General features: G+C 67.4%; 28 protein-coding genes. 10 read left to right on the top strand and 18 right to left on the bottom strand.

Annotation, left to right across the window (positions count from 1 at the left end; genetic code table 11):
* Positions 1-61: 61 nt before the first annotated feature.
* A complete protein-coding gene (locus tag FAZ21_RS18645; RefSeq protein ID WP_136774940.1) occupies positions 62-487 on the bottom strand; it encodes a hypothetical protein in 426 nt (141 codons plus the stop codon).
* A 136-nt stretch (positions 488-623) separates the two neighbouring features.
* Between FAZ21_RS18645 and FAZ21_RS18650 the strand changes: the two genes are divergently transcribed.
* On the top strand, positions 624-1367 hold the full coding sequence (locus FAZ21_RS18650) for a pseudouridine synthase (protein WP_136774941.1): 744 nt from the start codon (positions 624-626) through the stop codon (positions 1365-1367).
* A gap of 96 nt (positions 1368-1463) precedes the next feature.
* Positions 1464-2633 carry a branched-chain amino acid ABC transporter substrate-binding protein gene (locus tag FAZ21_RS18655; RefSeq protein WP_136774942.1) on the top strand — a complete coding sequence of 390 codons (1170 nt, stop codon included), beginning with the start codon at positions 1464-1466 and terminating at the stop codon, positions 2631-2633.
* A 68-nt stretch (positions 2634-2701) separates the two neighbouring features.
* Here FAZ21_RS18655 and FAZ21_RS18660 read toward each other — a convergent pair whose 3' ends face one another.
* Entirely contained in the window at positions 2702-3457 is a 756-nt protein-coding gene (locus FAZ21_RS18660) for a class I SAM-dependent methyltransferase (protein ID WP_246038785.1), read from the bottom strand.
* Positions 3447-3911 (bottom strand): Rrf2 family transcriptional regulator, encoded by a 465-nt coding sequence (locus FAZ21_RS18665; RefSeq protein WP_136774943.1) that lies wholly within the window; start codon positions 3909-3911, stop codon positions 3447-3449. Before FAZ21_RS18665 ends, FAZ21_RS18660 begins: the two co-directional genes overlap by 11 nt.
* A gap of 112 nt (positions 3912-4023) precedes the next feature.
* On the opposite strand from FAZ21_RS18665, the gene FAZ21_RS20455 reads away from it, so the two are divergent.
* The 5 genes from FAZ21_RS20455 (at position 4024) to FAZ21_RS18685 (ending at position 7132) form a co-directional block, all read left to right on the top strand.
* Positions 4024-4188, top strand: a complete 165-nt coding sequence (locus FAZ21_RS20455) for a hypothetical protein (RefSeq protein ID WP_169307494.1) — start codon at positions 4024-4026, stop codon at positions 4186-4188.
* Positions 4189-4292: 104 nt separating this feature from the next.
* A complete protein-coding gene (locus FAZ21_RS18670; protein WP_136774944.1) occupies positions 4293-4772 on the top strand; it encodes a DUF3617 domain-containing protein in 480 nt (159 codons plus the stop codon).
* A 396-nt stretch (positions 4773-5168) separates the two neighbouring features.
* On the top strand, positions 5169-5504 hold the full coding sequence (locus FAZ21_RS18675) for a DUF2502 domain-containing protein (RefSeq protein WP_136774945.1): 336 nt from the start codon (positions 5169-5171) through the stop codon (positions 5502-5504).
* A gap of 135 nt (positions 5505-5639) precedes the next feature.
* On the top strand, positions 5640-6011 hold the full coding sequence (locus FAZ21_RS18680; RefSeq protein ID WP_136774946.1) for a BspC domain-containing protein: 372 nt from the start codon (positions 5640-5642) through the stop codon (positions 6009-6011).
* A 182-nt stretch (positions 6012-6193) separates the two neighbouring features.
* Positions 6194-7132, top strand: a complete 939-nt coding sequence (locus FAZ21_RS18685; RefSeq protein ID WP_136774947.1) for a carbohydrate-binding protein — start codon at positions 6194-6196, stop codon at positions 7130-7132.
* 74 nt (positions 7133-7206) lie between these two features.
* Here FAZ21_RS18685 and FAZ21_RS18690 read toward each other — a convergent pair whose 3' ends face one another.
* On the bottom strand, positions 7207-7740 hold the full coding sequence (locus FAZ21_RS18690) for a gamma carbonic anhydrase family protein (RefSeq protein WP_136774948.1): 534 nt from the start codon (positions 7738-7740) through the stop codon (positions 7207-7209).
* Between the two features lie 195 nt (positions 7741-7935).
* Between FAZ21_RS18690 and FAZ21_RS18695 the strand changes: the two genes are divergently transcribed.
* Positions 7936-9966, top strand: coding sequence for a M3 family metallopeptidase (locus FAZ21_RS18695; RefSeq protein ID WP_136774949.1), 2031 nt, complete (start codon positions 7936-7938; stop codon positions 9964-9966).
* A gap of 122 nt (positions 9967-10088) precedes the next feature.
* On the opposite strand, the gene FAZ21_RS18700 is transcribed toward FAZ21_RS18695, so the two are convergent.
* The 7 genes from FAZ21_RS18700 to FAZ21_RS18730 form a co-directional block, all read right to left on the bottom strand.
* Positions 10089-11129 (bottom strand): ABC transporter ATP-binding protein, encoded by a 1041-nt coding sequence (locus FAZ21_RS18700; protein WP_136774950.1) that lies wholly within the window; start codon positions 11127-11129, stop codon positions 10089-10091.
* An 11-nt stretch (positions 11130-11140) separates the two neighbouring features.
* Positions 11141-12805 carry an ABC transporter permease gene (locus tag FAZ21_RS18705; protein WP_211243527.1) on the bottom strand — a complete coding sequence of 555 codons (1665 nt, stop codon included), beginning with the start codon at positions 12803-12805 and terminating at the stop codon, positions 11141-11143.
* 99 nt (positions 12806-12904) lie between these two features.
* Positions 12905-13456, bottom strand: coding sequence for a GDYXXLXY domain-containing protein (locus FAZ21_RS18710; protein ID WP_136774951.1), 552 nt, complete (start codon positions 13454-13456; stop codon positions 12905-12907).
* On the bottom strand, positions 13453-14475 hold the full coding sequence (locus FAZ21_RS18715; protein ID WP_136774952.1) for a DUF4401 domain-containing protein: 1023 nt from the start codon (positions 14473-14475) through the stop codon (positions 13453-13455). The genes FAZ21_RS18710 and FAZ21_RS18715 overlap by 4 nt, the downstream gene beginning before the upstream one ends.
* On the bottom strand, positions 14472-15467 hold the full coding sequence (locus FAZ21_RS18720; protein ID WP_136774953.1) for a DUF2157 domain-containing protein: 996 nt from the start codon (positions 15465-15467) through the stop codon (positions 14472-14474). The genes FAZ21_RS18715 and FAZ21_RS18720 overlap by 4 nt, the downstream gene beginning before the upstream one ends.
* A gap of 95 nt (positions 15468-15562) precedes the next feature.
* Positions 15563-16555: a Fe(3+) ABC transporter substrate-binding protein gene (locus FAZ21_RS18725; protein WP_169307495.1), complete on the bottom strand. Its 993-nt coding sequence runs from the start codon at positions 16553-16555 to the stop codon at positions 15563-15565.
* A 163-nt stretch (positions 16556-16718) separates the two neighbouring features.
* Positions 16719-17156 (bottom strand): Hsp20/alpha crystallin family protein, encoded by a 438-nt coding sequence (locus FAZ21_RS18730; protein WP_136774954.1) that lies wholly within the window; start codon positions 17154-17156, stop codon positions 16719-16721.
* Between the two features lie 220 nt (positions 17157-17376).
* Here FAZ21_RS18730 and FAZ21_RS18735 point away from each other — a divergent pair, with 220 nt between their 5' ends.
* On the top strand, positions 17377-18285 hold the full coding sequence (locus FAZ21_RS18735) for a recombination-associated protein RdgC (protein ID WP_136774955.1): 909 nt from the start codon (positions 17377-17379) through the stop codon (positions 18283-18285).
* Between the two features lie 66 nt (positions 18286-18351).
* Here the strand turns inward: FAZ21_RS18735 and FAZ21_RS18740 are convergent, their stop codons facing one another.
* From FAZ21_RS18740 to FAZ21_RS18765, 6 genes are all read right to left on the bottom strand, one after another.
* Positions 18352-19254: a Tim44 domain-containing protein gene (locus FAZ21_RS18740; protein WP_169307496.1), complete on the bottom strand. Its 903-nt coding sequence runs from the start codon at positions 19252-19254 to the stop codon at positions 18352-18354.
* A gap of 212 nt (positions 19255-19466) precedes the next feature.
* Positions 19467-19784 (bottom strand): hypothetical protein, encoded by a 318-nt coding sequence (locus FAZ21_RS18745; RefSeq protein ID WP_136774956.1) that lies wholly within the window; start codon positions 19782-19784, stop codon positions 19467-19469.
* 370 nt (positions 19785-20154) lie between these two features.
* The gene (locus tag FAZ21_RS18750; RefSeq protein ID WP_136774957.1) at positions 20155-20370 is read right to left on the bottom strand and encodes a hypothetical protein; all 216 of its coding nucleotides are present in this window, start codon (positions 20368-20370) and stop codon (positions 20155-20157) included.
* Between the two features lie 130 nt (positions 20371-20500).
* Positions 20501-21337 carry a carbohydrate ABC transporter permease gene (locus FAZ21_RS18755; protein WP_246038786.1) on the bottom strand — a complete coding sequence of 279 codons (837 nt, stop codon included), beginning with the start codon at positions 21335-21337 and terminating at the stop codon, positions 20501-20503.
* The gene (locus tag FAZ21_RS18760; RefSeq protein ID WP_136774958.1) at positions 21334-22221 is read right to left on the bottom strand and encodes a carbohydrate ABC transporter permease; all 888 of its coding nucleotides are present in this window, start codon (positions 22219-22221) and stop codon (positions 21334-21336) included. Before FAZ21_RS18760 ends, FAZ21_RS18755 begins: the two co-directional genes overlap by 4 nt.
* Before the next feature lies 1 nt (position 22222).
* Positions 22223-22501 (bottom strand): hypothetical protein, encoded by a 279-nt coding sequence (locus tag FAZ21_RS18765; RefSeq protein WP_136774959.1) that lies wholly within the window; start codon positions 22499-22501, stop codon positions 22223-22225.
* 91 nt (positions 22502-22592) lie between these two features.
* Here FAZ21_RS18765 and FAZ21_RS18770 point away from each other — a divergent pair, with 91 nt between their 5' ends.
* Positions 22593-24242: a polysaccharide deacetylase family protein gene (locus tag FAZ21_RS18770; protein WP_169307497.1), complete on the top strand. Its 1650-nt coding sequence runs from the start codon at positions 22593-22595 to the stop codon at positions 24240-24242.
* Positions 24243-24434: 192 nt separating this feature from the next.
* On the opposite strand, the gene FAZ21_RS18775 is transcribed toward FAZ21_RS18770, so the two are convergent.
* Positions 24435-25322: a LysR family transcriptional regulator ArgP gene (locus FAZ21_RS18775; RefSeq protein ID WP_136774961.1), complete on the bottom strand. Its 888-nt coding sequence runs from the start codon at positions 25320-25322 to the stop codon at positions 24435-24437.
* Between the last annotated feature and the right edge of the window lie 228 nt (positions 25323-25550).

A 25550-nucleotide genomic window follows, 5' to 3' on the forward strand; every position in this document is an offset into this window, starting at 1 on the left:
TGGCACGCTGGGCCGCGCCAGCGGCCGCCGTGGCCGGCGTGCCAGCGCCAGGGCGTGGAGGTCAGTCACGGCCGCGTCCCCGGCCGCGCGTGCCGTGCTCGTAACCGCGATCCCGCCCATAGCGCTTGTCATCGCCGCGATGCTTCCAGCGGTCATCGTCCCAGCGCCCCTTGTCCCACGGGCCACGATCCCAGCGTTCATGTTCCCAGCGCGGCCCACCCCGATACGGCGGCGGGGGTGGTGGACGATACCAGCCATGACGCACCCAGTAGCCTTCGTCCCAGCGGCGTTGCGGCCCGTAATACACCCAGCGGCCGGGCCGCCAGTAATAGCCGTAGCGCGGTGGCGGCACCACCACCGCGTACGGCGGCGGCGGGTAGCCGAAAGTGATGTCTACGTTCACCTCGGCCTGGGCCGATGGCACGAAAAGCAGGCCGGCGCACAGTGGCAGGCAACGGACCAGGCGCTTGATCCAGCGGGAAATCATGGTGTTGCTCCTTTCGACATCGCGCCGGTATCCGGCGCTGTAGCAGGCAAATGCCCCTGCCGCGAATAACGCCCTCCGGCCGCGCGCCGATGACGCGATCAGTGTGAATGGCGACACAGCCCGTTATCATCGCGCCATGTCCGCCCTGCCCCTGCTGTATCTCGACGACCACCTGGTGGTGGTCCACAAGCCTTCCGGCCTGCTGGTCCACCGGACCTCGCTGGATTTCCACGAAACCCGTTTCGCCATGCAACTGGTGCGCGACCAACTGGGCCGGCGCGTCTATCCGGTGCACCGGCTGGACAAAGGCACCAGCGGCGCGCTGGCGTTCGCACTGTCGCCCGAGGTGGGGCGCGCGATGAACGCGCTGTTCGAAGCGCGGCAGGTAGAGAAGGACTACCTCGCGGTGGTGCGCGGCTGGCCGGACGAAGCCGGCGAGATCGATCACCCGCTGGAACGGCGCATCGACGATGCGGAAACCTGGGGCGGGCCGATGCCCAGCGGCGCCCAGGACGCGCTGACGCACTATCGCCGCCTGGCGACCATCGAACTGCCGTGGGCCATCGATCGTTACCCGACCAGCCGCTACGCGCTGCTGGCGCTGCATCCGCTGACCGGACGACGCCACCAGTTGCGCCGCCACCTCAAGCACATCAGCCATCCCATCATCGGCGACGCCACCCACGGCAAGGGGCGGCACAACCGCGCCTTTGCCGATGCCTTCGGCGTTTCGCGCCTGCTGCTGGCCAACACCCGCCTGGCCTTCGTCCACCCGGTGACGGGCACGGCGCTGGACCTGGCGTGCCCATTGGCCGACGATTACCGCGCGGTGCTCGACGCGCTGGGCTGGCCCTGGCCCGACACCGGCACGGGCGCCTGAGCGGGGCGCGAGCGCATCGCCCTTCCACCGGGCCCTTTGCGCTGTAATAGTGGAATCCGCTACAACGGAGAGCAATGTTCAACAGGAGGAAGGGGCATGAAAACCAACAAGATGGGGCTGGCGCTGTTCGCGGCGCTGTTGCTGGCCGGCTGCGGCCGGCAGGGGGAACAGGCCGCCGACGCCACGGCCGGCGGGGTGACCGAGGTGAAGATCGGCTTTGCCGCGCCACTGACCGGCAACCAGGCGCACTACGGCAAGGGCTACCAGAACGGCGTGCAGATGGCGATCGACGACGTGAACGCCAGCAATCCCACCCTGGGCGGCAAACCGGTGAAGTTCGTGCTGTACGCCGAGGATGACCAGGCCGATCCCAAGAGCGCCACCCAGATCGCGCAGAAATTCGCCGACATGAAGATCGCCGGCATGATCGGCCATTTCAATTCCGGCACCTCGATCCCGGCCTCCAAGATCTACGCCGATGCCGGCATTCCGCAGATCGCCATGGCCACGGCACCTGTCTACACACAGCAGGGTTTCAAGACCACCTTCCGCTCGATGACGTCCGATACCCAACAAGGCTCGGTGATGGGGCGCTTCGCGGTGGAAAAACTGAACGCCAGGCGCATTGCGGTGATCGACGACCGCACCGCCTATGGCAAGGGCCTGGCGGACGAATTCGAAAAAGCCGCCGTCGCGGCCGGCGCCACCATCGTGCGCCGCGAGTTCACCACCGATCGCGAAACCGACTTCACCGCCATCCTCACCACGATCAAGGCGGCGCAACCGCAATTGATCTTCTACGGCGGCACCGATGCACAATCGGGCCCGATGAGCCGTCAGAAAGCCCGGCTGGGCATGGCCATGCCGCTGATGTCCGGCGAGATGACCCGCTCGGATACCTTCCTCAAGCTGGCGGGGAACGACGCCGAAGGCACCATCGCCTCGCTGGCCGGCCTGCCGCTGGACGAAATGCCCGGCGGCAAGGAGTTCGCCGAGCGCTATCGCGCCAAGTACGGCGAGCTGGAGATCTATACGCCCTATGGCTACGACGCCACCCGCCTGCTGCTGCAGGCGATGAAGGAAGCCAACTCGGCCGTGCCCGCCGTCTACCTGCCCCGGCTGGCGAAGATCAACTACGAGGGCGTGACGGCCACGCACATTGCCTATGACGACAAGGGCGACCTCAAGGATGGCGCCATCACCGTCTACCGGGTATCCGGTGGCCAGTGGAAGGTGCTGGAAACCGTGGGCGGCGCAACCCGATAGCGTTGTCCCTTGCGGGAAAAAGCCGGCGCAAGCCGGCTTTTTCGTTGGCGCGCCTGCGCCGGATGCCCTCAGGCGCGGGCCACCCAGCCGCGGAAGGTGAATCCGGCATAGAACAGGCTGACGTCCGAAAAACCCGCATCGCGCAGGATCGCTTCGTCTTGCTCGGGCGTGAGCAGGTGCAGGCGCGCGTCGATCGCCGCGCGGGCGCTGTCCGCCTGCGCGGGCGCGATACCCGAATCGACGGCGAAGGCGGCATAGCGCGACAGCCAGCGCGCCCGTTCGCCCGCACCCTGCGGGAAGCTGATGTGGGCCACCACCAGCGGCGCACCGGGCTTGAGGCGGCGTCGAAGTTGGGACACCGTATGCAATCGCGCCTCCCTGGCCACGAAATGCAAGGTCAGCAGGCAAGTGGCCGCGTCGTAGGGGCCATCCGGCGCATCGTCGATGTAACCCTGATGCAGGCGCACCCGCTCAGCCAGCGGGCCTAGGGTCTGTCGAGAATCGACAGACCCTAGCGTCCGCGCCGCCAGCGCCAGCATCCCGGCGGCCGGGTCCACCCCATCGAACCGCCAGCCCGGCTGCGCGGTGGCGAGTGTTTTCAGCTCCAGCCCACCGCCCGCGCCCAGCACCAGCACGCGGGCATCGGGCGGGGCGTGCTCGGCCAGCAGCAGCGTCGTCATGCGGTGCAGGTCAGCGAAACCGGGAACGAGGCGCGGCGGGCCTTCGGCATATCGGGCCACCACCTCGGGATCGGAAAACGGCTCCGGCATTGCGCTCGCCGCCTCGCGGGGATCGGGCGCACGCGGTGTCGCGTCATGCCGCATGGCTGGCCTCCAGCGAGCAGGCGCCGCCGCGTGCGACGAGGCGGGCGTGGCAATCGGCGCTCAACGCGGCCAGCGTCACATCGCCCAGGCGCGCGAGCAGCAGCGCCTGCGCATCCTCGAATGCGCGGTCGAGCGCCGCGTTCACCGCCTGTTCCACCAGGCAGCCGGGCGACTCGGTGCGATGGCCGATGCCAAGCAGCGCGGGGCTGCCCAGCGCCACATGGATATCGCGCAGCGTGACCGCCGCCAGGTCGCAGGCCAGTCGCCATCCGCCGCCATGTCCTTTCGCCGAGCAGACATAGCCCTGGTTGCGCAGCCCGGCCATGACCCTGCGGATCACCACGGGATGGGTGCCCATCGCCCTGGCCAGCGCTTCGGAGGTGGCGGGCTCCCGCTGTTCGGCCAGATGCAGCAGGATGTGGAGTACCCCGGACAATCGGCTATCTCTCTTCATGTAATTTATTTTGTTACGTGAAATCCACGGCAGTCAAGACCACTCGCGAAACGCCCGTCCCACCCAGCGCGAACCGTCGTACAATCGCGGCCTTTACCAGCGAGACATCGTCATGACCATGAAGCGCACCGAACTGGAAAAACTCCAGGGGCTGAAGATCAACAACAAGCTGAAGCAGGGCAGCGCCGCCAGACGCGGCGACCAGTCCGGCGACACGCAGCAGGCCAAGCCGTTGAACCCGCTGCTGGGCAAGCTGCTCGCCAAGCGCCAGGGCTGAGCGCCCGCGCCGGCGCCTTTCCGCCGCCGCCTGCGCTTGATCCACTTGCTTTATGCCGCCACGGCGCGAATACAGAGTGCTCCATCGCCCACGGAGTCCTCGCCATGCTGCGCCGCCTTTGTCTGCTTGCCCTGCTTCCCCTCGCGGTCCACGCCGCCGATCTGCCGCCGCTGATACCGACTCTCGGCAAATGGGAAATCACCACCGAGCTTTCCCCGGAACAGCGCGCCGCCTTCAAGGACATGAGCCCGGAGGTGCTGGCGCGGATAAAGAAGAACGGCGCCAACATCGACCCCAAGGCCGGCACGCTGAGCGCGTCGTTCTGCCTGAACCAGGCCACGCTCAACGCGTGGCAGGAAGGCCAGGGGCTGGATAAACAGGCCAAGTGCGACGCGCCGCGCTACAGCGTGAGCGGCAATACGCTGACCACCGATATCCGGTGCGCCGAGCCCGAACCATCCACCGTGCATAGCGTGATCAACTTCAACGCCGCGCGGGATGCCTATACCTTCGAAAACCAGATTACTTCGGCGTCGGTGAAAAACGCCGTGCGCGGCAAGGCGCGCCGCCTCGGCGAATGCTGAACCGCCACGCCGCATGTGAAGCAGGCCACGGTATACCGGCCAGACAGCGAAAACAGGCCGTCGCGTGTACACCGATACGGCCCCCGGGGCGTTGCTAGGGCGTGTCGTCACCTGTTTCGCGGCAGCGTTCGGTGCAGTTCGGGATGCCGTGCCAGGAGCTGGACGCGCGGCGGTATAGATACCGCAAGCGGCCAGCGACACCGCGCTGCGCCCGAAATGCACCGAACCCGCAGGGCTGGGCCGAAAAAACACCATCCACTGTGTTGCACTCCTTGCCAATAACTGGTTATTGGCTGCGTCGTGCGCCTGGTGCCTGGCGCTTTTTCGGCCCAGCGCTGCCGCGAAACAGGTGACGACACGCCCTAGGACATTGCCCCCTTTCGAAAGGAGCCCACCATGCGGAAAAGCCTGCTCATTGCCGCAATCATCGCCCTGCCCGCCTGTTTCCAGGCGCAGGCCGCCGATGTGAACGTCAGCATCTCCGCCCCTGGCGTTTCGATCCAGATCGGCGATCGCGATCAGCGCGGCTATTACTGGGATGGTTACGACTGGCGCGAACCCAGGTGGTGGCACGACCACCAGGGCCGCCATGTCGGCGAGCGCCACCCCAAGGGCGATTACTGGGATGGCCATCGCTGGCGCGACCAGAAGTGGTGGAACGACCACCACCATCACCCGCACAAGAAACCCGGCCATTGCCCTCCCGGCCAAGCCAAGAAGGGCAATTGCTGACAGCGTACCGGCCCGGAGCGCGGCAAGTTTCCTTGCTGATCAAGCATCTGCATCTTTCGTTGCGTTCCGGACTTGCGGCTTAACCTTTCGTCGTCAATGCTAGTGAAGGTTCATGACAAGAAAGGGGCCCACCTCATGCGTACGTATCAATACCTTCTCATCGCTGCCTTGGCCATGCCGTTTGCCGCAAGCGCCGCCGACGAAACCGCGCCGGACACCACCGCCTCGGCCGATCCGCTGGTCACGCAATGCTATCAACGCCTGCAAAAGCGCGTTCCCAAGCGCACGCAGTACAGCGCGGTGAAGGCGACCGACGCGCAACTGGCGGCCGGTACGGTCGAGCGCTGGGAGCAAGCGTTCACCCCACGCCTGTCCACCGTGGTGGCCACGCGCGTGCAATTCGAAGGCACGGGTACGCGCGGTGGGAAGAAGCTGCCGGTCATCCTCAAATGCGGTTTGAACGACGATAAGATCGCAAGCTGGGAAATCGAGCAGAAGCGCAATTGAGGCAAACAACCTGGTCTGGAAAATCTGACCTCGTACGGTCGTTTTTCGACGACCAACGGTGAGCCGATCAATCGCAATATATTGATTTATTGATATTTATTGACATCCTCCGATGGGCTGTCGATGCTTAGCGCGGGCGGCTGCCATGCCGCCCGCATAACAATCGATCGGAGGAGTTTCCTATGTACGCCCCATCCCTGGTGCGCGGCCTGGCCATCGTGGCCGGTCTGCTGTGCGCCGCCCCCGCCATGGCTTGCCTGCCACCCATGATCATCCCGCTCGCGCCCGCGCCGGCCGGCCCCGAAGGCCAGTTGCCGCTGGTGCTGCCCATCATCGCCCAGCAGCCGGTCGGCATCGTGCCGCCCTATCCCTGCCCGACGCCGGGCCGGTATGGCGACAGCGCCCCGCTGCCGTCCATCTCGGATGCCGACTATCAGAACCTGTTCGGTGGCGGCACGCCGTTGCCGCCGGCGTGGGATGCGGCGCGGGTGTACAACGCGGGCGATCAGGCCAGCGTCGATGGCGTGGCCTGGCGTGCCAAATGGTGGACGCAGGGCGAACGCCCGGGCAGCGCCGCGGCATGGGAGCCGGCGCAAACCGGCGGCACGGCGGCGTGGTCCAACGCCATCGCCTACAACGCTGGCGCGCAGGTGGTGTACAACGGGCTCGTCTACCGCGCACGCTGGTGGAGCCAGGGCGAAACCCCGGGCGCGCAATGGGGCGCGTGGGAACTGCTGGTCGGCGTGACTCCGCCCTCGGGCCTGCCGCAATCGTTCCTGGCCAATGTCTACCGCCTGCTCGACGGCAACACCACGCTGCGCTACGACTTCTTCATCAGCACCGCGCTCGGCCCGGTCACCCCGGCGCCGGCCCGCTGGGAAATCCACGTGAACGGTGAAGTGGCCGCCAGCGGGACGCAGTTCTCCCAACTGGTGACCGACTGCCCCGCGCCGCAACCGGGCAGCCCCGCCTGCGAGGCGCGCTATGCCTGGGCCGCCAGCACCACCCTGCCCGCAACGCGCATCGATCAATCGAGCCGCGTCAGCGTCTGGCTGTGCAACGCCTCCAACGTGTGCCGACCCACCGCCCAGTTGTGGACCCGCTTCGGCACCTACTTCTGATCCGGTGAACACCGGGAATCGCCGATGACCAGCGGGGCCGGATGAAACCGGCCCCGTTGCATTGCACCGGCCGATCAGGCCGACTGGCGATGCTTTTCCATCAGCCGCACGTAGTGGGCGGCGGAATAGGCGAAATGCGCCAGCTCATCGTCGGTGAGCGGGCGGACCTCCTTCACCGGCCGCCCCAGGTACAGGTAGCCGGAGCGCAACACCTTGCCCGGCGGCACCAGCGAGCCGGCGCCGATCATCACCCGATCCTCGATGACGACGTTGTCCAGCACGATGGTGCCCATGCCCACCAGCACCTCGTTGCCGATGGTGCAGCCATGCAGCATCACGCCATGGCCGATGGTGACGCGCTCGCCGATGATCAGTGGCGCGCCTTCGGGATCGTCCGGGCGCTTGTGCGTCACATGCAGCACGCTGCAATCCTGCACGTTGGAGTCGCGCCCGATGCGGATATGGTTCACATCGCCGCGCACCACCGCCCCCGGCCAGACCGACGCGTTCTCTCCCAGATGGGTGTCGCCGATCACCCAGGCGCCGTCATGCACCCAGGCACCAGCCGCCAGTTGCGGCACGATGCCGTCGAATTGCTGTAGCGCCATGTCTGGCCTCCATCGGAAAAACGCGATTGTAGCGTGTCGCCATGACGCGCCGGCTCTTGAAGTTATCGCCCCTGGCGCACATCTGAACGGATACCGATCCACGATCGCACCCTGGCCGGGCCACCGCAACCCATTCCCGCGCGGCCCCCACGGGCTGCCGCCCCCCAACACCCTTCCAGACTCCGGAGCCGCCCCATGTCCAACCCCCTGCTCGAATCGAACGGCCTGCCCCGCTACGACGCGATCCGCCCCGAACACGTGAACCCGGCGCTCGACGTGCTGTTGCAGCAGGCCGAAGCCGCGGTGAAGTCCGCCGAGCAGGCGCCGCCCGCCTGGAACGAGTTCGTGGTCCCGCTGGAGGACGCCATGGAGCGCCTGGGCCGTGCCTGGGGCGCGGTCGGTCATCTGGAATCGGTGGTCAACACGCCGGAACTGCGCGAGGTCTACAACGCCAACATCCCGCGTCTGTCCAACTTCTTCACCGACCTGGGCCAGAACGAGGCCCTCTATGCCGGCTGGAAGAAACTGGCCGCCAGCGCCGAGTTCGCCGGCTATGACCGCGCGCGCAAGACCATCTTGGAAGATGCGCTGCGCGACTTCAAATTGTCCGGCGCCGAACTGCCGCCCGCCGAGAAGCAGCGCTTCAAGGAAATCGAAGAGCGCCTGTCGGAGCTGACCACGCGCTTCGCGCAGAACGTGCTGGACGCCACCGACGCCTGGGCGCTGTACATCGAGAACGAAGCCGAAGTGGCCGGCCTGCCGGACGACTGGCGCGCTGCCGCGCGGCAGGCGGCCCAGGCCGAGGACAAGGCGGGCTGGAAAGTCACGCTGAAAATGCCCAGCTACATGCCGGTGATGCAGTTCGCCGAGCACCGTCCGCTGCGCGAAACGCTGTACCACGCCTATGTCACCCGCGCCTCCGAGTTCGGCGACGGCAACCTGGACAACACCCCGCTGATCGCCGAAATCCACGCCCTGCGCCAGGAGGCCGCGCGCCTGCTGGGCTTTGGCAGCTTCAGCGAGGAATCGCTGGCCACCAAGATGGCCGACAGCCCCGACCAGGTGCTGGGCTTCCTGCGCGATCTGTCGCAGCGCGCCCGGCCGCACATGCTGGCCGACCGCGCCGAGATGGAGCGCTACGCGCAGGAGGAACTCGGCTACGGCACCCTGGAATCGTGGGATATCGCCTTCGTTGCCGAGCGCATCCGCGAAGCGAAATATGCGTTCTCCGAACAGGAAGTGAAACAGTACTTCACCGAGCCGACCGTGCTGTCCGGCCTGTTCCAACTGGTCGAAACCCTCTATGGCTTGCGCTTCGTGCCGGCCGAGGCGCCGCTGTGGCACCCGGACGTGCGCTTCTACCGCCTGGAAAACGCCGATGGCAGCGAAGTCGGCGGCCTGTACATGGACATGTACGCCCGTGAAGGCAAGCAGGGCGGCGCCTGGATGAACGACGTGCGCGGCCGTCGCCGGCTGGCGGATGGCAGCCTGCAAACGCCGGTGGCGCTGATCGTGTGCAACTTCGCCAGCGGCGTGGACGGCAAGCCGGCCCTGCTGCCGCACGACGACGTGATCACGCTGTTCCACGAAACCGGCCACGCGCTGCACCACCTGCTGACCGAAGTGGACGAACTGTCGGTATCCGGCATTTCCGGCGTGGAATGGGATGCAGTGGAGCTGCCCAGCCAGTTCATGGAGAACTTCTGCTGGGAATGGCAGGTGCTGCCGGCGCTGACCCATCACGTGGAAACCGGCGCCTCGCTGCCGCGCGACCTGTTCGACAAGATGCTGGCCGCCAAGAACTTCCAGTCCGGCTCGGGGTTCCAGCGCCAGTTGTACTTCTCCATCTTCGACATGACCTTGCACGGCCAGGTGGAAGCCGTGGCGGTGCAACCGCTGGCCGAGGAAATCCAGCGCGAACTGGCGATTCCGCTGCCGCCCGACTACAACCGCTTCCCCCAGAGCTTCAGCCATATCTTCGCCGGTGGCTACGCGGCCGGCTATTACAGCTACAAGTGGGCCGAAGTGCTTTCCGCCGACGCCTACGCCGCCTTCGAAGAGGCCGCGCGGGATCACGGTAACGTGGTCAGCCCGGAAGTCGGCGCGCGCTTCCGCAGCGAAATCCTCGCTGTCGGCGGCAGCCGGCCGGCGGCGGAATCGTTCGCCGCCTTCCGCGGCCGCGCGCCGAACATCGACGCGCTGCTGCGGCATAACGGGCTGGCCTGATCCGCCCGGGTGCGCTGATCCCGCCATGAGCGCCGCCTCTTCACCGGTGGCATGAAACAAGGGGGGCGATCCTGATGGATCGCCCCCCCTTGTTTTGTGGACGCAGGTGCCACGGCGGCCGGTCATTCCCCTCGCGCAAACGCGATCAGGTGATCGATCTCCGCCCGGATGCCGATGGCCTCGCCGATGGCGTGGTCATGGTGGCTGGGCACCAGCGACAGCACGCGCGCGCCGGAGGGCAGTTCCAGCGTGTAGAGGAACTCGGCGCCGCGAAACGCCTTGGTCAGCACGCGGGCGCGGGTGGGGCTGGCGTCGTCGTGCTGGATGTCGTCGGGACGGATCAGCACGTCGGCCGTGTCGCCCGGCTGGCCGGCGAACGGCACGGTGCGGCAGATTTCGCCGAGTTCGATCTCGATGCATTGCGGGCCGACGAATCGGCCGGGCAGGAAGGCGCCTTCGCCGATGAAATCGGCGACGAAACGGTCGGCCGGCTCGTGGTAAAGCCGGTACGGCGTGGCCCATTGCCGGATGTGGCCGTCGGCCATCACGCCCACCACGTCGGCCACCGCGAACGCTTCGTGCTGATCGTGCGTGACCAGGATGGCGGTGGTGCCGGCTGCCTTGAGGATGGCGCGCACCTCTTGCGCCAGGCGTTCGCGCAGCGCCACGTCCAGGTTGGAGAACGGCTCGTCCAGCAGCAGCAGGCGTGGGCTGGGCGCCAGCGCGCGCGCCAGTGCGACGCGCTGCTGCTGCCCGCCGGACAACTCGTGCGGGTAGCGGCCACCCTGCCCGGCCAGGCCGACCAGCGCCAGCAACTCGTCCACCCGGGCGCGGCGCGCGGCGCGATCCAGCGCGCCCAGGCCGAAGGCAACGTTGCCGGCCACGTCCAGGTGCGGGAACAGCGCGTAATCCTGGAACACCATGCCGATATGGCGCAGCTCGGGCGCCACGCTGCGTTGCGCGTCGGCGATGGTGGCGCCGTCCAGCACAATGGCGCCGTCGCGCACCGTTTCGAAGCCGGCGATGGCGCGCAGCACGGTGGTCTTGCCGCAGCCGGAGGCGCCGAGCAGGCAGCCGATCTGGCCCGGCTCCAGCGACAGCGACAGGTGTTCGACCACGGTCTTGTCGCCGTAGCGCAGGGTGATGTCGTTCAGGTGGAGCATGCGTTTTCCCGCTATTCCGGCGCGCCGTGCCGGGTGAGCAGCATCACCGGCAGCAGGCCCGCCAGCACGATGAACAGCGCCGGCAGCGCCGCGCGGTCCCACATGCCTTCGGAGGTCATTTCGAATACGCGCACCGCCAGCGTGTCCCAGCCGAAGGCGCGCGTCATCAGGGTGATCGGCATCTCTTTCATCACATCGACGAACACCATCAACAGCGCCGTCAACAGGCCGCCGCGCAGCAGTGGCAGATGCAGCCGCGCCACCACCTGGCGCGAACGCAGGCCCAGCGAGCGCGCGGCTTCTTCCTGGTTACGGGTGATACGCTGCATCGCGCTGTCCACCGGCTGGAAGCCCACCGCGAGGAAGCGTGCGGCCAGCGCCAGCAGCATCACCGCCACGGTGCCCTTGAGTACCTGGAAGCCGTCGAAGCCCAGCGGCTGCAACGCGGCCAGCAACAGGTTGTCCAGCCAGGCGATGGGAATGAACACGCCGACGGCCAGCACCGTGCCCGGTACCGCGTAGCCCAGCGTCGCCAGCCGCACCAGCCAGCGGGTGCCGGCGTCGCGATAGCGCCGCCGCGCATAGGCCAGCGCCAGGGCCAGCGCCATCACCAGCAACGCGGCCAGCGCCGCCAGCAGGACGGAGCGCCCGATGAAGGCCGGATAGCGCGCGTCGAAGTCATCCGCCCAGACCTGCGCCACCCAGTGGCCAAGCTGGATCATCGGGATCACGAAGGCGACCAGCAGCACCAGCGTGCACCACGCCACCGCGCCCCAGCGCGCACTGCCGCGCAGGGCGATGCGCTCGCCACCGCCGGCGCGGGCGTGATACAGCCGTTCGCCGCGCACCCGTTGTTCGATCACCGCCAGCGCCAGCACGAACAACACCAGCAACGACGCCAGTTGCGATGCGGCGGGCAGGTTGAACAACGCGAACCACGCCTTGTAGATCGCCGTGGTGAAGGTATCGAAATTGAAGACGGACACGGCACCGAAGTCGGCCAGCGTTTCCATCAGCGCCAGCGTCAGGCCGCCGACGATCCACGGCCGCGCCATCGGAATCGCCACGCGCCAGAATGCCTTGCGGCGCGAGACGCCCAGCATCTGCGCCGCCTCCAGCGCGCGCCGGCCCTGGGTGGCGAAGGCATTGCGCGCCAGCAGATAGACATAGGGGTAGAACGCCAGCGACAGCACCAGTACCACGCCGCCGCTGCTGCGGATCGGCGGAAACCAGCCGCTGCCGCCGAATGCCGCGCGCAGCCAGGTCTGTACCGGCCCGGTGAAATCCAGCAGCCCGACCATGACGAACGCCAGCACGTAGGCGGGCATCGCCAGCGGCAGCATCAGTGCCCAGGCGAAGAAACGGCGGCCGGGGAACTCGCACATCGCCGTCAGCCACGCCAGCGAGACGCCCAGCAGCAGCACGCCGCAGCCCACGCCGCCGATCAGCAGCGCCGTATTGCGCAACACGTCCGGCAGCACATAGTGCGCCAGGTGGGTCCAGACCGCTGGCTGGGGCGACAGGAACGACGCCAGCACCACCAGCAGCGGAACCAGCGTCAGCAATGCGATCGGCAAGGTCAGCGCGATGCCCCGGCCGGCATGGCGACGGTGGGCGACGGCGCGCGGCGAATGGCCGGGAAGGGGAATGGGGCGGTTCAGTGCGTGGTCGGCCATACGGGCTAGAGATAAGACGCGGACAGCCTTGCGGCCGCCGACATTATCGCGTCGCCGGGCAACTGCGTACAAGAGTAATTCTCAATTGAGCGCGACGCCCTACCGGGCCGGCGAGGTCATCCGCTGTCGATCCGGGTCGGCCAGCCCCTCCAGCAGCGCGCTGCCGTCGTCCGCCACGCGCCAGATGGCATAGCGCGCCTGCGCGTAGTAGCCGCCCTCGCCCTCCGCGAAGAAATACGCGTGGCTGGGCAGTTCGGCGCGTCCCGCGCTGAACCGCCAGGGGCCGTGGCCCGACCAGCGCACGCGCAATACCTGTTCGCCCGGCCGCGCCAGCGACGCGGCGGTGCCCACCCGCAGCAGCCGTCCCACGCCCTGCGCATCCACCCGCAGGAAGGCATACAGCGTGTCGCCATGGCGGACGTGGCGCAACGGGCCGCCTTCGGCCGTGACGGTACGCGCCACGGCATCGAGCAGCGCGTAGTCCAGCGCCATGTAATCGCCCTGCATCAGCGAACGCGGATCGACGGGCCGCAGCGGCAACAACACCGGTGTGCCGGTCGCCAGCAGGCGTTCGTGACGCGCCACCAGCGCGGTGGGCACCGCCAGCGTCAGCGCCACCGCCAGGATCACCCAGCAACGGCTGGCATTCATGTGCGTCTCCTCGACCAGCACCACGCGCCCAGCAGCAGCACGCCCGCCACCGTCAGCAGCATGCCCTTGAGCAGCAGCGGTAGGTGCAGGCTGTAGTAGTAATGCGAAAAGCCCGCCAGGCCGGCCGCGCAGCCCAGCCCGATCAGCAGTGCGCGGCCTTCGGCCAGGCCCAGCCACAACACCAGGAGGGCGGTGGACAGCAGCGGCGAGAGCAGCGCCAGCGGCAACAGCGCCAGCAGCGGCGCGAACACGCGCAGCGCATCGGGCTGCCGCCGGGTCACATCGCGCACGGCGAGCAGCAACGGCACCTGGATCACCAGCCCCATCAGCAGATCCAGGCCCAGCCGGCGCAGATCGTAGCCGGTCAGCCCCCAGCCGCTGCCGGACAACTGCCAGCACAGGGCGGCCAGCCAGAACAGCAGCACTGCGTCGCGCAGCGGCAGCCAGATATCCGGCCAGCGCGGCGGCCGGGTCCAGAGCCACCATAGCGCCAGGCCGAACAGCAACTGGCGGACCATGGTCAGCACAGCGTCGGCCAGTGGCCGCGGGACGAAGAAGTCGCCGCTCAGGCGCGGATTCAGCCAGTACCAGCAGGCGCCCAGCACCAGCGCCGCGGCAATCACGCGCAGCAGCCTCGGCCCGGCCAGCCAGAACAGCACCATACCGATGACGCAGCACGCCAGCGCCGGATGACGTTCGAGATCGGTGGCCAGCGCGATGAGAAAGGCGCCGCCCAGCGCCAGCGGCACGCCGGCCTGTGCCAGAAAATGGATGCGGCCCAGCCGCATCATGGCCGTGGCGCCCACCAGCGCCAGCACGCCCAGGGCGATCTGCACCGATTCGGCATCGCCCACCAGCACCATGCCGGCGCCGATCACCAGCACCGCGGCCACCCATGCGGCCACCACCTGCAATGCCTGCACCGGCCACGGCAGCGACGGCGGCGGAGCCGTTTCGGCCGTCTCCGCCAGGGCGCCGCTGGTGCGCAGTTTCTCCAGGACGTCAGGCCACGGGGTCATCGTGCGTCCTCCCCGCGCCAGGCGCGCAGCCGGTCGAGCAACAGCCAGGCGATCGCCGCCAGACCGGCCACCGCCACCAGCGCCAGCAGCCAGACCACATCGTCGAAGCGCCCCAGCCGCGACAGCAGGGCCAGCAGCGCGCACCAGACGCCGAAGGCGGTCAGCGCCAGCAGGAACACCTCGCGGCGACGGATCGCCAGCCCCCCCTGGATGCCCATCCACGCCGCCCACAGCACGGCCACCGCCACGCTGCCGGCCACCGGCGTGTCGGGCAGCAGGACCTCGGCCCCCGAGCCACCCAGCGCAAGGCACGCGGGAACGGTGGCGATCACCGTCATGCCCAGCGCCAGCATGGCGGGCAGCAGGCGCCGGCCCCAGCGATCGACATCCGCGTAACGATCGCACACCGCCCAGGCGGCGCCCCAGGCCAGCAACAGCAACACGTTGAATTCGTCACCACCGAACAGCAGGAACCAGATATCCAGCCGGTGCACGCCCTGCCATGCCACCAGCGCCAGCGAGGCGATCGCCAGCCACAGCGCCCACAGCGGCAGCCAGCGTGCATAAAGCGCCCATGGCAGCGCCAGCAGCGCCCACAAGGCGAACAACTGCCAGGCATCGGCGCCGGTCTGGTAGGCCTGCCCGATCACCGCGAGCAGCACGCCGGCCAGGGTGGCCACCGCGAACACCGCCCAGCGATGCGCGGCGGGATCGCGCCGCGTGCCCCAGGCGGCCGCCATCGCCGCCAGCAGCACCGCCGCCGCCAGCGCCACGCGCCCCAGGCGGGGCCAGGCCAGCCAGTTGGCGGCAAACATCATCACGATGCCGGACAACAGCGCCAGGACGCCGCACCCCAGCAGCAGGCGATCGGTCAGCACGCGCCAGCGCGCGGTATCCGGGCGCAGCCCCAGCGCCGCCAGCGCATAGGCGAGGCCGGGCGCGCTGAGCGCCCCGGCGTCGTGCCAGCGTTCGAGTCGAGTCCGATGGTCCATCCGCCCTCCCGTGGTGGTTGCCGCACCTTAGCCGAGTGCGCGGCAAACAAAAAGCCCGGATCGGAATCCGGGCCTTGCGCCTGCGCAAGATCGGTTTACTTGTAGCCCGCGCGATCCATCAGTTGCGTGGCCTTGGCCTGCAACTCGCCCGCCTTGGCGACATTGATGGGGTTGGGCTTGAACGCGCCCCAGGACGCCACCAGCCCATCCGGCTTGATGTGCGGGTTGACCGGGTATTCGAAATCCTTGGTGGCGTACAGGTTCTGCGCCTTGTCCGACGACAGCCATTCGATCAGCCTGACCGCGCCCTTCTGGTTCTTGGCGAACCGGGTCACGCCCGCGCCCGATACGTTCACGTGCACGCCGCCCGCCTGCTGGTTGGCCCAGAAGATCTTCACCGGGAAATCAGGCTTCTTGTCCACGATGCGGCCGTAGTAGTAGCTGTTGGCGATGCCCACGGCGCACTGGCCGGCGGCGATGGCTTCCAGCATCTTGGTATCGTCGGCGAACACATCGGTCGCCAGGTTGGCCACCCAGCCGCGCACGATCTGCTCGGTCTTCGCTTCGCCGTGCTGGGCGATCAGTACCGCCACCAGCGACTGGTTGTAGACCTTCTTGGAGGTCCGCAGGCACAGCTTGCCCTTCCACTTGGGATTGGCCAGGTCTTCGTAGGTGGACAACTCGCCCGGCTTGACCGCCGCCGGGTTGTAGAACAGGGTGCGCACGCGCTGCGACAGGCCGAACCACTGGCCCTGCGGGTCGCGCAGATGGGCCGGGACATTCGCGTCGAGCACGGCCGAGCGCGTCGGTTGCAGCAGGCCCATGCTGGCGGCCTGCCACAGGTTGCCCGCGTCCACGGTGATCAGGATATCGGCGGGCGAATTCTTGCCCTCGGCCTTCAGGCGCTCCATCAGCGGGCCTTCCTTGTCGGTCAGCAGCTTGATGTCGATGCCGGTTTCCTTGGTGAAGGCATCGAACAGCGGCTTGATCAGTTGTTCGTTGCGTGCGGAATAGACCGTCACCGATTCGGCGTGGGCAAAGCCGGCCAGCAAGGCGACGAGCAGCGGCAGGACGAGGGAACGAGGCACGGGGGTCTCCGGAAACGGTTGGAAAAACAAGCCGCTACTCTAACGTTTTTGACAATCATTCTCAACAAATACATGCAAGGCCACGCACGACGCTGGCATGCCCCGCGCGCCGGGCATGAAAAAGGCGGGCCAGCCGGCCCGCCTCGGGTGGTGCGCCTCGGCGCTACTTGATTTCGAGCTTGCGGCGGCCTTGTGCCGCAGCCTTTTTCGGCAGCGTCAGCGACAGCACGCCATCGGTGAAGCTGGCCTGTGCGCCGGCCTCGTCGATGTCGTGCGCCAGCCTGAAGCTGCGCGAGATACGCCCGTAGTAGCGTTCGCTATGCAGAAGCTTGTCGCCTTCCTTCTTCTCGCTGGTGCGCTTGACCTCGGCGCTCAGCGCCACCAGGTTGCCCTCGATCTGCACCTCGATGTCATCCTTGGTCACACCCGGCAATTCGGCGTGGACGGTATAGCCCGCGTCATCCTCGGTGACGTCCACCTTCACCTGGCCGGCGCCTTCGAAGCCCATCGGGCGGTCGAAGAAATTGCGCACGAACTCGTCCATCGAGCGACGTGGGTCGTCCAGCCAGTTTTCCAGATTGCGTCTCACCGGATAGCTCATGGCCTGGTCCTCCTATGAGAAAGGAAAAAAAGAAAACACGGCGGGCACGATGCGGTGCACCGCGCCACCTCTCACTTTCTAATTGGCGTCTGTATCCTGCGGAATCAAGTACTTGGGGGGCCGCCCACCGCCCGGCGGCAAACGATATGCCCGTGGTTTGCGGTTTGGCGCGCATCGCCGGCGGCGCTACAATCGCCGACCGTTTCAAGAAGGATTCGTCATGCTCTGGTTCCGTAATCTCCAGCTCTATCGCCTGGCCCCCGACCACGCCCTGTCGGCCGACAGCATCGCCGACTGCCTGGCCAAGCGTCCGTGGATGCCGTGTGGCGCGATGGATCTGTCCACCCAGGGCTGGGTGCCGCCCGCGCCGCACGCACCGGAGCTGTATGCCTACGCCCAGCAGGATGCCGTGCTGGTCGCGCTCAAGACCGAGGAAAAGATCCTGCCCGCCATCGTGGTCAAGCAGGAAGCCGAGTACCGCATTGCGCAGATCGAAGCCGAGGAGCACCGCAAGGTGGGCCGCAAGGAGGCCAAGGAGCTGCGCGAGCGGGTGGCCGACGAACTGCTGCCCAAGGCCTTTACCCGCAGCCGGGTGCAACGCGCCATCATCGATCTGCAAGCCGGGCTGGTGATCGTCGATGCCGCGGCGGCCAGCAAGGCCGAGCAACTGCTATCGGCGCTGCGCGAAGTGCTGGGCAGCCTGCCCGCGCGCCTGATCGATACCCAGACCACGCCGCAGACGGCGATGACGCTGTGGCTGGAAAGCGCCGATGCCGGCGATTTCGATCTGGGCCAGGATACCGAGCTGCGCGCCCCGGGCGATGACGGCGCCATTGCCCGCTTCGTGCGCCAGCCGCTCGACAGCGATGAGGTGAAACAGCACCTGGGCGCGGGCAAGCTGCCCACGCGCCTGGCGTTGTCGTGGGAGGACCGCATCGCCTTCCAGCTCACCGAAAGGCTGGAGCTGAAACGGGTGACGATGCTGGATGTGCTGCACGATGAAATCAAGGACGCCGACGCGGCCGACCAGGCAGCGATCTTCGATGGCGGCCTGGCGCTCACGGTGGGCGAGCTGCGCAAGCTGGTGCCGACGCTGATCGAGGCCCTGGGCGGCGAAACGGCCGCCTGAGCGGCACAACGCATGAAAAAGGAGAGGCCGCGGCCTCTCCTTTTTTGTTGCCCGCTACCAGAACGATCAGTCGTTCTGCTGGATACCGGCCACCACCCAGCCATGACGATCGTCCGTCGGCTTGGTCAGGTGCCAGGTTTCGTCGAACGGCACCGCCGGCGCGTTCTTTTCCTCGCGGATCATGCCGGTGAAGCGCACGCTGGCCACGTGACGGTTGCCTTCCTGCACGCAGGACAGCACGTCGGCGTTCACTTCCACCACATCGGTGGTCTGCGGCGCGCTGCCACGCTCGGCCAGTTGCAGCTTCACCTCGGCGAACATCTCCGGCGAGGTGAACTCGCGCAGATCGTCCAGATCGGCGGCATCGTAGGCGGCCTGGAGGCGGATGAAGTTGCGCTTGGCTTCGCGGGCAAAGCCTTCGGCGTCGAAGCCGGCCGGCAGGCTGCCGCCGAACTGCGTCGCAGCGGGCTGGGCGCCAGCGGGTTGCCACACCGGATCGGCGGCCGCGCCCGGCATCACCGGCTCGCTGGCGCGCTGCATCGGCTCGAACGAACGCGGCGCGGGAGCGCCCGCCCCCGCATACGATTGCAGCGGGCTGGCGGCGCGCGGCTTGCCGCGATTCATCAGCCAGCGCACCGCGAACACCGCGACCAGCGCCAGCAAGGCCAGCATCACGAAATTGGCCATGCCCTCGCCCATGCCCAGGTGCGAGAACAGCGCCGCCAGGCCCAGGCCGGCGGCCAGGCCGGCGATCGGGCCCATCCACGAATTCTTGCGCGGCGCGGCGCCCGGCGCCGGCTGCTGCCGGGCGGGGGTCTGGTCCACGTTGCGTTGCGGGGCGGCATCACGGCTGTAGGACCGCTGCATGCCGGAGGATTTGCCGCCGCCGAAGCGCTTGGCCTCGGCATGGTCGGCAAAGGCGCCCAGGCCGATAAATACGGCGAACACGGCGACCAATAGTCGTTTCATCAATCCAGACTCCTGTTTATGAGAATGCGCGCATCGAGCGCAGCCCGCGTGCGACCACACGCACGGGAGAGAAGTTTCCCATCATTTGGAAAAAAAGTGGAAGCCGATTCATCGCGCCGACGGCGCTGGCCGCTGCAAGGGGCACACCGGGCCGGCCAGGCGGCCACGGCGAGAAAAAGCCCCGCGTCGGCGGGGCCGGTGAAAACGATCGATCAACCCGCCGTGCGCTGGAGCGCATCCAGCCGCTGCTGCGCGGCATCCGCTTCGCTGGCCAGGCACTGCTCGCCATTCTCGGCGAGAAAGGCCACGACGTTCAGCATGCCCGCCAGCGTGGGGTCCTGCACGACCGCCAGCTTGCGAAAGGCGGCCACGGTGGAGCTGATCATGCACAGATAGTCGTGCGCGAGGGTGGCCGTATCCAGCCGGCTGCCCGTGACGGCGCACAGCTCCCGCCCGGCCGGGTGCCGCAACGCCGTGTCGCGGTGACCAGCGGAGGCCATCCGTTCTTGCCCGGCCACATCGCGATCCATAACATGTTCCATATTGGTTTTCTCTCTTCTCTTTATGATGGAATGCCAATCGATGCCCGCCGGTGCCAGCCGGACGGGCATCACCTTTCACGGGGCTACGCCCGCTCTGTCCCGCATTATCCCATTGGCCCACGCCCGCGCCAGCGCTACCACGCAAGTAGCAACAGGTAATACGTACTCCGCGCTGTCTGACTACTGTCATTGTTTTTTTGTTCAAGCGCAGGCAGTAAGCTGCTTCACATGCATGTCTTCATTTGCACCAATAGTTCCGGAAAACAATGGCATCCAGGGCGGCGAAGCGGGAACGGAGCGCGAAAAAATGCCGGCCTCGCGCGCCGCATGGGCTGGCGCGACAGGGCCGGCAAGTCGCTCAATCTGCCCGACGCGGCACGTCGGGGTCGTACAGGGCGCCGGTTTCGTGATCGAAGGGTTTCTGTAGCGTGACATCCACCCGGTGAACACCCGGCAAGGCGGACGGCGAATCGAGAACGACCGCGCGCCGTCCACGACGCGGTGTCAGATCCGCGTGCTGCGGAAACACACTGTGCAGCGATTCGCGGTGTTGCAATGCGGCGGCAAGACTCATCGCAGACCTCCGGATCGGCTTCGACATGGCGCGAAGGCGATTCCACCAAGAGACCCCGCTGAGAGCGGCGCGATGCGGCGCGTGTTCCCGCCAGCCGACCGCCGGCCGGCCCGGCGCCCGCCCTGGCCACTCAGGCGCGGGCGGGCAAGGCCTGGGGCGCCAGGAACAGCCGCTGGGTAAAGGCGAAGCCGATGATCACCGGCACCACCGACATCACCACCGCCGCCATCACCAGGCTGGTGGACACCGAGAACGGCCCGGTCAGATCGTTGAACACCCCTACCGAGATCGGCAGCTTGGTGCGGGTGAAGAACACCACCGCCGGCCACAGGTAATCGTTCCAGGCGGTGACCAGGGTGAAGATCGCCAGCGTGCCCACCGCCGGCAGGTTGAGCGGCACCGCCACGCGCCACAGCACGCGCCATTCGCTGGCGCCATCCACCCGCGCGGCGTCGATCACGTCGGCCGGCACCTGCTCGAAGCTCTGCTTCATCAGGAATACGCCGAAGGCGCTGGCCAGGTTGGGCAACACCGCGCCGACGTAGCTATCGACCAGCCCCAGCCGCGAAATGGTGACGAAGTTGGGCAGGATGGCCACTTCGGAAGGCAGCGTCAGCGTGAGCAGGATGGCGCCGAACAGCAGCTTGCGCCCGGGGAAATCCATCTGCGCCAGCGCATAGCCGCACGGCACCGTCAGCGCCAGCACGCCGGCCACCGTGAGCGCGGAGAGGATCAGCGAGTTGCCCACGTAGGTGAAGAACGGCATCTCCGCGAACACGCGGTTGAACCAGCCCAGACCCGGATCGGCGGGAATGAAGGCGCCGGGGAAGTGCCAGATGCCCGACGGATCGCCGGCCAGGCCCACCGACAACGCCCACAGGAACGGAAACACGGTGAACAGCGCGAACACGCTCATGCCGAGATAGCGCGCGCCCAACAGGGGCCAACGGGGAGCGACGCGCATCATTCGTCCCTCTTGAACGGGTTATGCCGCCCCATCAGCCGCAACTGCAAGGCGGCGACGATCAGGCAGACCAGGGTGAACAGCAGGCTGGCCGCGCCGGCCACGCCGAAATTGAAGCCGGAGAACGCCGCGCGATAGACGAACAGCAGCGGCGTCATGGTGTCGCCCTCGCCGCGCGTCAGCACCAGCACCTCCTGGAAGGTCTTGAGCGCGCCGATGGTGGACAGCAGCGAGCACAGCACGGCCACCGGCGCCAGCAGCGGCCAGACCACATGGCGGAAACGCGCCCAGGTACCGGCGCCGTCCAGCATCGCGGCCTCCTGTAGCTCGCGCGGCACCGCCGCCAGCCCCACCAGGTACAGCACCATGTAGTAGCCGACGTATTTCCAGAAACAGAACGCCATCACCGCCACCAGCGACCAGCCGCTGCTTTCCAGCCACGGCACGCCGTCGCCCGGCGCCAGCACGCCGACCACGCCCAGCAGCCAGTTCAGGATGCCCTCGTGATGGAAGACGTACTGCCAGACCACACCGGCGATGGAGACGGTGATCACCACCGGCAGATAATAGGTGGCGCGAAAGAAGGTGATGCCGGGCAGCGGCCGGTGCACCAGCAACGCCAGGCCCAGCGCGCCGGCCTGGATCAGCGGCACGGTCAGCAACAGCAGCAGGGCGTTGCGCAGCGCGATATGAAACGACTGCGAATCGGCCAGCACCAGGAAATTGGCGAAGTCGTTCCAGGCGGTATTGCGGCTGGCGATGAAATAATCCTGGAACGCCAGCCAGCCGTTGAACAGCATCGGCCAGACCGTGAACACGGCGAACACCAGCGCGCAGGGCGCGACGAACAGGTAGGCGGTCAGCGGGCTGACACCGGGCTTGGCCATATCAGTGCCCTCCCCGCCCGCTGGCCCGCCGCATCGCCACCGCGCCGGGGCGCCCCCCCGCGCCCGGGGCGGGCGGGAAAAACGCCCATTGCGCACGACCTTCGATTGCCATGTTGCCGCTCCGGCTGCGGGCGTAGACGCCCTGTTTTTGAAGGATGCGATCGCCGCGGCGTGCCGGAGCAGCCGCGAACGATCCAGCGGCTCCACGATAACGTTTCGGCACGGCCTGGTTTTTGCCCAGATTGCTCAAGCCACGCAAACAGCATGCGAAGCGCAGCATGGGCACCGTCGATGTTGCATGCTGGCGACGTTGGGATCGCAGCCACGGCGATGTCGTGCCGTCGCCTGCGCTCTTCAGGGGAGAAATAGCTATGAACAAGCGTCGCGTTGCCCTGTGGCTGTCGCCGATGCTGCTGCTGATCGTGGTCCTGGCCGTGGTCGGCTGGCAGCGTTACATCTGGGTTCCGTCACCGCCACCGCCTTCCGCCATCCCGGAGGCCACGCCCAAGACCCGGCAATACGTGCGCACGCCGTACGTGGAAAACTGGGACCAGGTGCCGCTGGCCGAATTCGAGCGCCAGTCGCGCAAGTTTCCCGGCGAGGTATTCGTGGAAGGCCCCACCCACCGCAAGCTGATCGCGCTCACCTTCGACGACGGCCCGAGCTGGAATACCGCCAAGCTGCTCGACGTGCTGGCCAAGCACAAAGTGAAGGCCACCTTCTTCTGGCTGGGCCGCGAGATGGAACGCTATCCGGACGTGGTCCGCCGCGCCGACCGCGAAGGCCACCTGCTGGGCAACCACACCTGGGATCACCCCGATATCAGCGGCCTGGACGAAACCACGCTGTGGGACGAACAACTCGGCGCCACCCAGCAGGTATTCCAGGATCTGCTGGGCTATGCGCCGCACCTGATGCGCCCGCCCTATGGCCGCGTCGCCGACGCCCAGGTACCGTTCCTGGCCAAGCACGGGCTGAAGGTGATCCAGTGGTCGGTGGATACCCAGGACTGGAACCGCGCGCGCCAGGCATTCGGCAGCCACATGATCGAGCGCTTCCTCCAGGACTACAGCCACCCCGAAGGCATCGTGCTGATGCACGACGGCGGCGGCAAGCGCCACAAGACAGTGGAAGCCGTGGACCGCGCCATTCCCTGGCTGCGCGCCGCCGGCTACGAATTCGTCACCGTCGATGAGTTGCTGGGCACCAGGCCGGCCCCCGCCGCCAGCGCGCCGGCCGAGGCCAGCAAGAACGAATGGATACCCGCCCCGTCGCGCGCCAAGGTGCCGGAAACCCGGCCCAAATCCCGGCAATACGTGCGCACGCCGTTCCTGGAAGGGCAGGACCAGGTACCGCTGGCCGAACTCGAACGCCAGGCGCGCAAGTTCCCCGGCCAGGTGTTCCTGGAAGGCCCGACCCATCGCCGCAAAGTGGCGCTGACCTTCGACGACGGCCCGAGCGCCAGCACCGGCGCCTTGCTGGACGTACTGGCCCGGCACAAGGCCAAGGCCACCTTCTTCTGGCTGGGCCGCGAGATGGAACGCTACCCCGAAGTGGTGCAGCGCGCCGACCACGAAGGCCACCTGCTCGGCAACCACAGTTGGAACCACGTCGATTTCAGCGACCTGAACGACGCCGTGCTGTGGAACGAGCAGATCGGCACCACCCAGCAGGTGTTCCAGAAACTGCTGGGTTACACCCCGCACCTGCTGCGCCCGCCGTATGGCCGCATCGCCGACAGCCAGATGGCCATGCTGAAACGCCGTGGGCTGAAAGTGGTGGAGTGGTCGGTGGACACGCAGGACTGGACCTACGCGCAAAACGGGCTGGGCAGCCAGTTGATCGAACGCACCGTGCAGGATTACGTCCACCCCGAGGCCATCGTGCTGATGCACGACGGTGGCGGCGACCGGCACCGCACCGTCAGCGCCGTGAACCGGCTCATCCCCTGGCTGCGCAGCAATGGTTACGAGTTGGTCACCGTGGATGAGCTGATCGGCCCCACGCCACCCAAACGCTGAGCGCGACCGCCCAGACCTTCTGGCGGCGTCGCGCTCACTTGCCGTACCACTTGTACTGTCTGCGACCGAAGGAAGTCCGGTTTATTGCCTTTCAGGACGTTTCGCGCTCCTTGCCAGGACGTCGCCGCGCTCACTGGCCGTACCGCTTTCATCCCGCGCCGGGCAAAGCCCGGCGCCCTCCCTCCTCACCCCTCACTGCCGCAGCACCGCACGCGCGGCGGCGACGATACGGCGAAACACCGCCTCCACCGCCGGCGGCTGGATACGCCAGCCGTGCCAGTACAGCGGCAGGTCGTGCGGCAGCAGCGGCAGCAGGTCGATCAGCTCGCCCCGCGCGATGTGCTCGCGCACCGCCAGTTCCGGCACCAGCACATAGCCGAAATCGAGCCGCGCGAAATCGACGAAAGCCTGTGACGACGGCGTGAGGTGATACGGGAAATGCCCCTCGCCGATGCCGAAATGCCGCGCCAGGTAATCGCTGTGCATCGCATCCTTGCGGTTGTACATCAGCGCCGGGGCCTGGGTGAGCGCCGCGCGGGTCACCCCCGCCGGAAAGTGCCGCGTGGCAAAACGCGGCGTGGCGGTGCAAACATAGCGCAACACGCCCAGCGCCTGCGCAACGCAACCCCGCATTGCGTCGGCGCGCGCCGATACGCAGGCCAGCACCTCGCCGCGCGCCAGCAGTTCGTGCGTGTAATCCTCATTCTCCACATGCAGATCCAGCAGGAACGGCGAATCGGCCAGCGCGCCAGCCAGCACCGAGGGCAGCCAGCCGTGCAGGCTGTCGGCGTTCACCGCCAGCGGCAGCCGCGATGGCCCGGCCTCATCGCCCACCAGCGCGCGCCGGGCCTCCTCCTCCAGCAACCGGATGCGATCGAGATAACGCAACAGCGTCTGCCCCGCATTGGTCGGCACGCAGGGCCGGCCCCGGGTGAGCAGCGTCTGCCCCAGGCTGGTTTCCAGCGCGCGCACGCGCTGCGACACCGCCGATTGCGTCAGCCGCAACGCCACCGCCGCCCGCTCGAAACTGCCTTCCCGCGCCACCGCCACCAGTGCCGCCACCGCCCGCGCATCGAACATGATCATCAGCCAGATTAGGGCGTGTCGTCACATGTTTCACGACAGCGTTCGGTGCAGTTCGGGATGCCGCGCCAGGAGCTGGACGCGCGGCGGTATGGATACCGCAAGCGGCCTGCGACGCCGCGCGGCGCCCGAAATGCACCGAACCCGTAGGGCTGGGCCGAAAAAACACCATCCACTGCGTTGCACTCCTTGCCAATAACCGGTTATTGCCTGCGTCATGCGCCT

It is taken from the genome of Chitiniphilus eburneus, assembly GCF_005048205.1.
In the GTDB taxonomy this organism is placed as follows: Bacteria; Pseudomonadota; Gammaproteobacteria; order Burkholderiales; family Chitinibacteraceae; genus Chitiniphilus; species Chitiniphilus eburneus.

Coding starts and splice junctions, on each gene's coding strand:
- FAZ21_RS18645 (WP_136774940.1), bottom strand. CDS start 487: ATGATTTCCCGCTGGATCAAGCGCCTGGTCCGTTGCCTGCCACTGTGC.
- FAZ21_RS18650 (WP_136774941.1), top strand. CDS start 624: ATGTCCGCCCTGCCCCTGCTGTATCTCGACGACCACCTGGTGGTGGTC.
- FAZ21_RS18655 (WP_136774942.1), top strand. CDS start 1,464: ATGAAAACCAACAAGATGGGGCTGGCGCTGTTCGCGGCGCTGTTGCTG.
- FAZ21_RS18660 (WP_246038785.1), bottom strand. CDS start 3,457: ATGCGGCATGACGCGACACCGCGTGCGCCCGATCCCCGCGAGGCGGCG.
- FAZ21_RS18665 (WP_136774943.1), bottom strand. CDS start 3,911: ATGAAGAGAGATAGCCGATTGTCCGGGGTACTCCACATCCTGCTGCAT.
- FAZ21_RS20455 (WP_169307494.1), top strand. CDS start 4,024: ATGACCATGAAGCGCACCGAACTGGAAAAACTCCAGGGGCTGAAGATC.
- FAZ21_RS18670 (WP_136774944.1), top strand. CDS start 4,293: ATGCTGCGCCGCCTTTGTCTGCTTGCCCTGCTTCCCCTCGCGGTCCAC.
- FAZ21_RS18675 (WP_136774945.1), top strand. CDS start 5,169: ATGCGGAAAAGCCTGCTCATTGCCGCAATCATCGCCCTGCCCGCCTGT.
- FAZ21_RS18680 (WP_136774946.1), top strand. CDS start 5,640: ATGCGTACGTATCAATACCTTCTCATCGCTGCCTTGGCCATGCCGTTT.
- FAZ21_RS18685 (WP_136774947.1), top strand. CDS start 6,194: ATGTACGCCCCATCCCTGGTGCGCGGCCTGGCCATCGTGGCCGGTCTG.
- FAZ21_RS18690 (WP_136774948.1), bottom strand. CDS start 7,740: ATGGCGCTACAGCAATTCGACGGCATCGTGCCGCAACTGGCGGCTGGT.
- FAZ21_RS18695 (WP_136774949.1), top strand. CDS start 7,936: ATGTCCAACCCCCTGCTCGAATCGAACGGCCTGCCCCGCTACGACGCG.
- FAZ21_RS18700 (WP_136774950.1), bottom strand. CDS start 11,129: ATGCTCCACCTGAACGACATCACCCTGCGCTACGGCGACAAGACCGTG.
- FAZ21_RS18705 (WP_211243527.1), bottom strand. CDS start 12,805: ATGGCCGACCACGCACTGAACCGCCCCATTCCCCTTCCCGGCCATTCG.
- FAZ21_RS18710 (WP_136774951.1), bottom strand. CDS start 13,456: ATGAATGCCAGCCGTTGCTGGGTGATCCTGGCGGTGGCGCTGACGCTG.
- FAZ21_RS18715 (WP_136774952.1), bottom strand. CDS start 14,475: ATGACCCCGTGGCCTGACGTCCTGGAGAAACTGCGCACCAGCGGCGCC.
- FAZ21_RS18720 (WP_136774953.1), bottom strand. CDS start 15,467: ATGGACCATCGGACTCGACTCGAACGCTGGCACGACGCCGGGGCGCTC.
- FAZ21_RS18730 (WP_136774954.1), bottom strand. CDS start 17,156: ATGAGCTATCCGGTGAGACGCAATCTGGAAAACTGGCTGGACGACCCA.
- FAZ21_RS18735 (WP_136774955.1), top strand. CDS start 17,377: ATGCTCTGGTTCCGTAATCTCCAGCTCTATCGCCTGGCCCCCGACCAC.
- FAZ21_RS18740 (WP_169307496.1), bottom strand. CDS start 19,254: ATGAAACGACTATTGGTCGCCGTGTTCGCCGTATTTATCGGCCTGGGC.
- FAZ21_RS18745 (WP_136774956.1), bottom strand. CDS start 19,784: ATGGATCGCGATGTGGCCGGGCAAGAACGGATGGCCTCCGCTGGTCAC.
- FAZ21_RS18750 (WP_136774957.1), bottom strand. CDS start 20,370: ATGAGTCTTGCCGCCGCATTGCAACACCGCGAATCGCTGCACAGTGTG.
- FAZ21_RS18755 (WP_246038786.1), bottom strand. CDS start 21,337: ATGATGCGCGTCGCTCCCCGTTGGCCCCTGTTGGGCGCGCGCTATCTC.
- FAZ21_RS18760 (WP_136774958.1), bottom strand. CDS start 22,221: ATGGCCAAGCCCGGTGTCAGCCCGCTGACCGCCTACCTGTTCGTCGCG.
- FAZ21_RS18765 (WP_136774959.1), bottom strand. CDS start 22,501: ATGCTGCGCTTCGCATGCTGTTTGCGTGGCTTGAGCAATCTGGGCAAA.
- FAZ21_RS18770 (WP_169307497.1), top strand. CDS start 22,593: ATGAACAAGCGTCGCGTTGCCCTGTGGCTGTCGCCGATGCTGCTGCTG.
- FAZ21_RS18775 (WP_136774961.1), bottom strand. CDS start 25,322: ATGTTCGATGCGCGGGCGGTGGCGGCACTGGTGGCGGTGGCGCGGGAA.